General features: G+C 65.5%; 1 pseudogene. It reads right to left on the bottom strand.

Annotated elements, in window-relative coordinates:
* A pseudogene (locus B7P34_RS38040) lies at positions 1 to 412 on the bottom strand (hypothetical protein); the annotation flags it as partial.

Below are 412 nucleotides of genomic sequence, written 5' to 3'. Positions count from 1 at the left end.
CCGCCGGCACCGCTCCGCCACCTTGCGCGCCGTGGGCGCGTCCAGGCCGAACACCGATCGGGCGATCTCCGCGCGCATCCCCTCGGCCTTGAGGATGCCGATCCCCTTGTCGGCGAAGTCGAACATGGTGGCGTCGATACCGTTCTTGTACGAGCCGGTGCCGAGGATGCGGTCGTTCGGTTCCCAGCCCTCCAGCTTCAGCGCGTAGCGGATGACAGCGTTCGCGGCAACATCGGTGGGGATGGTCGACTCTCTGACCTGCTGCGTTGCGAAGATGACCCAGATCCCGACGGCCGGCCCGAGCTTGGACAACTCGGTGAAGCCCTCCCGGATCTCGTCGCGGATCTCGCGGTGCTCCTTGTTGGACTTGTTACCGAACGAGAAGAAGCTCTGCGTCTCGTCGATCCCGACG

The organism is Streptosporangium nondiastaticum (assembly GCF_003011965.1).
Lineage (GTDB): Bacteria > Actinomycetota > Actinomycetes > Streptomycetales > Streptomycetaceae > Streptomyces > Streptomyces nondiastaticus.
The sequence above is the reverse complement of the archived record's forward strand: the minus strand, read 5'-3'. Positions and strand labels throughout refer to the sequence as shown.